This is a genomic window from Burkholderia sp. AU4i (assembly GCF_000466765.1).
Lineage (GTDB): Bacteria > Pseudomonadota > Gammaproteobacteria > Burkholderiales > Burkholderiaceae > Burkholderia > Burkholderia cepacia.
On the sequence record NZ_ASSI01000314.1, the window covers coordinates 1 to 4,250 of the forward strand.

At 69.8% G+C, this 4,250-nt stretch carries 4 protein-coding genes; 1 reads left to right on the forward strand and 3 read right to left on the reverse strand.

The genetic code is table 11. The features are described from left to right. The 3 genes from L810_RS41445 to L810_RS41455 form a co-directional block, all read right to left on the reverse strand. Positions 1 to 487: transporter substrate-binding domain-containing protein (locus L810_RS41445; protein ID WP_042978290.1), on the reverse strand; the 487-nt coding region annotated here is incomplete at its 3' end. 72 nt (positions 488 to 559) lie between these two features. Further along, the gene (locus tag L810_RS41450; RefSeq protein WP_021164078.1) at positions 560 to 1,714 is read right to left on the reverse strand and encodes a pyridoxal phosphate-dependent aminotransferase; all 1,155 of its coding nucleotides are present in this window, start codon (positions 1,712 to 1,714) and stop codon (positions 560 to 562) included. 210 nt (positions 1,715 to 1,924) lie between these two features. Next, positions 1,925 to 2,593 (reverse strand): TetR/AcrR family transcriptional regulator, encoded by a 669-nt coding sequence (locus tag L810_RS41455; RefSeq protein ID WP_021164079.1) that lies wholly within the window; start codon positions 2,591 to 2,593, stop codon positions 1,925 to 1,927. 121 nt (positions 2,594 to 2,714) lie between these two features. On the opposite strand from L810_RS41455, the gene L810_RS41460 reads away from it, so the two are divergent. After that, on the forward strand, positions 2,715 to 4,250 hold a 1,536-nt coding region (locus L810_RS41460; RefSeq protein WP_042978291.1), incomplete at its 3' end, for an acyl-CoA dehydrogenase family protein.

Below are 4,250 nucleotides of genomic sequence, written 5' to 3' on the forward strand. Positions count from 1 at the left end.
ACGCGACGACCGCGACGCCGGCCGGCTCCCAGTGCGCCTTCGCGAAGGTTTCCTGGATCGACGCCTGCAGCACGCCGACCCGCTTGCCCTTCAGCGATTCCGGCGTCGGCAGCAGGCCGCTGCCGGTGCGCGCGATCAGCTGGGTCGGCACGCGATAGATGATCGTCGTGAAGTCGATCGCCTGGCGCCGCTGCTCAGTCGCATTCATCGCCGAGTTGATCGCGTCGAACTTGCGGCCCTTCAGCGCGGGAATCAGGCCGTCGAACGACGTCTCGACCCATTTGCACGACAGCTTCGCCGTCTGGCAGACGGCGTTGCCGACGTCGATGTCGAAGCCCTGCAGGTCGCCGTTCGGCGCTTTCGATTCGAACGGCGGGTATTGCGCCTCGAGGCCGAAGCGCAGCGTCTGCGCATCGGCGAGCGCCGCGCCCGAACCGATGGCGCACGCGAGTGCGAACGCGAGTTTCAGGGTGGCCGTGTGCTTCATCGTGATCTCCTGTGTCTGGTCGATGCGACGTACCCGTCGCCGGATGCCCGTGGCCGGATGCCGTACGGGGGGTTACAGCGAACGCAGCCGCCGCGCGCCTTCGACCAGCGTCGCGTCGTCCTTCGAAAAGCTGAGCCGGATCACGCCGGCGTCGGTGCCGTCGGTGTAGAACGCCGACAGCGGAATCGTCGCGACGCGCGCGTCGCGGATCAGGCGCAGCACGAAATCGCTGTCGCTTTCGTCCGAGAAGTGCCGGAAACGCGCGAGCATGAAGAACGAGCCCTCGCTCGGCAGCAGCTCGAAACGCGAATCGGCCAGCTCGCGCGCGAGCAGGTCGCGCTTGGCCTCGTAGAACGCCGACAGGCCGAGATAACTGTCCGGCCGCGCGAGGATCTCCGCGAACGCGAACTGCATCGGCGTATCGGCCGAGAACACCATGAACTGGTGCACCTTGCGGATCTCGTCCATCAGTTCGGCCGGCGCGAGGCAATGGCCGACCCGCCAGCCCGTTACGTGGAACGACTTGCCGAACGACGACACGATCACGCTGCGCTCGGCCAGCTCGCGGTGGCGCGCGACGCTCTGGTGCTGCGCGCCGTCGAACACGACGTGCTCGTAGACCTCGTCGGACAGCACGACGATGCCCGTGTCGCGCGTGAGCTGCGCGAGCCGCTCGAGATCGTCGGCCGAGAACACGGTCGCGGTCGGGTTGTGCGGCGTGTTGACGATGATCATCCGCGTACGCGGCGTGATCGCGGCCGCCACTTCATCCCAGTTCACGCGGAAGTGCTCCGGCGACAGCTTGATCGCGACGGGCGTCGCGCCCTGCAGCCGCACGATCGGCGCATAGCTGTCGAACGACGGCTCGAAGTAGATCACCTCGTCGCCCGGATGCACGAGCGCGCTGATCGCCGCGTACAGCCCCTCGCTCGCGCTCGCGATCACCGTGATCTCGGTGGCCGGGTCGTAACGCGCGCCGTACAGCGCTTCGGTCTTTTCCGCGAGCCGCTCGCGCAGCGCCATCACGCCGGCCATCGGTGCGTACTGGTTGTGCCCGTCGCGCATCGCGCGCGCGACGCCTTCGACGAGCGCCGGATCGGGCGCGAAATTCGGCGCCCCCTGCGACAGGTTCAACGCATCGTGCCGGGCGGCCAGCTGGCCGATCACCGTGAAGATCGTCGTCCCGACGTCGGGCAGTTTCGAACGGGGCGCGGTGGCGCTTCGCATGACTCCTCCTTCTGATGTCCTTCGGGCGGCCCCGCGCGACGCGCGCGGCCTGCATCTGCCGCATGATTTAGCCCGAGCCAATATCGGCGGACAAACGAAAGTTCGTCATGGCGGCCATGTATTTTTCTCATGGCCCATGGAGAGAAGCACGCGGCGGCAAGGCTCGCCTGCCCGGCCGACATGCGAATCAGGCATTTCCCTAACGGGATGCTACCGGCCGGCCGCCGCCAGATAGGCGAGCAGCACGGCCCGCAGTTCATCGCGCAGCGCGGCGATGTCGAACGCGGGCCCGAGCGTCAGCAGCGCCTGCGAGAGCCCGCCGTAGCAGAGCGTGTGCGCCATCCGCGCGATCCCGTCGAGCCGCGCGGCCGGCGGCGGATCGGCCGCGTGCGCGAGCGCGTCGCGCCACAGCGCGACGTACGCGTCGTAATGCCGGCGGTAGGCTGCGAGCGGCGACACCTGCCGCTCCAGCGCGAAGAGCGCGCCCCACAGCGCCGCGTCGGCGCCGATCGCGTCGACCTGCAGGTCGACCAGCGCGGCGGCGAGTTCGGCCCGCGGCGCACCGCGCAGCCGCGCCACCGCGTCGCGCAGCCGGTCGGCCAGCGCCTGCACGTGCCGATGGATGCAGAGCGCCGCGAGGCTCTGCTTGTCGCCGAAATACTCGTAGAAGGTGCCGATGCTGACGCCCGCGACGGCCGCGATCTCGCGGATCGTCGCTTTCGCGTAGCCGCGTTCGAGCAAAAGCTGAACGAACGCCTGCTGCAGCGCGTCGGAACTCGCCTGCGCGCGCGACTGGCGCGGCCGGCGGCGCAACGCGGGCGCGGGTTGCGCCGCCGGCTGGCCGGGCGGCGCCGGAACCTGAACATGTCGCGGCGGCATATTTGCTACTCTGGAAATCAGCAGGGCATGCGTTTTACCGGGGGCCGGAACCGGCGCCGAAGCGTCATCCGTGCGGCATGACGCCGGCCGCCCGCGAAGCATGAGACCGGAGACAACCTCGATGACCGAATCGACTCACGCCGTCACGAACCAGTTCGACGAACTGGTCGACTATAACCTCTTCACGACGGACATCGCGCTGCGCGACGCGCTCACCCGCGCGGGCGCCGACTGGGCCGTGCCGCAACTCGACACATACGGCGCGTGGCTCGGCAGCGCCGACACCGCGCGGCTTGCCGACGAAGCGAACCGTCACACGCCGGAACTGAACACGTTCGACCGGCGCGGCCGGCGCATCGACCGCGTCGACTTTCACCCGGCGTGGCACGCGCTGCTCGGCCGCTACCGCCACGAAGGCTTCGTGTCGCTCGCGTTCCGCGAGTCGCGCCGCGGCCGCTGGGCCGCGACCGCGGCCGGCTTCTACCTGCATGGCCAGATCGAGGCCGGCACGCTGTGCCCGGCGACGATGACGCAGGCCGCGATCCCCGTGCTGCAGAAGGAGCCCGCGCTGTGGGCGCTGCTGCGCGACAAGCTCTACAGCGACGACTACGATCCGCGCGACGTGCCGGTCGCCGACAAGCGCTCGATCTGGTTCGGCATGGGCATGACCGAGAAACAGGGCGGCTCCGACGTGCGCGCGAACACGACGCTCGCGACCGCCGTCGGCGCGGGCGGGCGCGGCGGCGAATACCGGCTGCGCGGCCACAAGTGGTTCTTCTCCGCGCCGATGTGCGACGCGCACCTCGTCGTCGCGCAGACCGAAGGCGGCGGCCCGTCGTGCTTCTACGTGCCGCGCTGGCGGCCGGACGGCACGAAGAACACGGTCGAGATCCAGCGGCTGAAGGACAAGGTCGGCAACCGCAGCAACTCGAGCAGCGAGATCGAACTGGACGACGCGTGGGGCATCATGCTCGGCGACGAAGGCCGCGGTATTCCGACCATCATCGAGATGGCCACCTACACGCGGCTGAACTGCGTGCTCGGCAGTGCGGCGATGCTGCGCCAGGGCGCCGTGCAGGCGATCGCGTACACGCGCCAGCGCCATGCATTCGGCCGCGCGCTCGCCGAACAGCCGCTGATGCGCACCGTGCTGGCCGATCTCGCGCTCGAAAGCGAAGCCGCGCTCGTGCTGGCGATGCGCCTGGCCGACGCGTTCGAGCGCGACGACTCGCCGCGCGAACGCGCCTGGAAGCGCATCGTCACGCCCGCCGCGAAATTCTGGGTGTGCAAGCGCGCGGTCGAGCTGACCGGCGAGGTGATGGAAGTGTTCGGCGGCAACGGCTATGTCGACGACGGCCCGATCGCGCGGCTGTTCCGCGAGGCGCCCGTCAACTCGATCTGGGAAGGTTCGGGCAACGTGATGTGCCTCGACGTGCTGCGCGCGGTGTCGCGCGAGCCCGACGCGGCTGCCGCGCTGTTCACCGAACTCGCCGATCTCGGCGCGGGCGAACCGCGCATCCGCGCGGCGCTCGACGCGCTGCGCGCGATGCTCGACGCACCGGCCGACACGCTCGAGGCGTCGGGTCGCGTGTTCGCGCACCGCCTCGCGCTCGTCGCGCAGGCGTGCCTGCTGCGCCGCGACGCGCCGGCGGCCGTC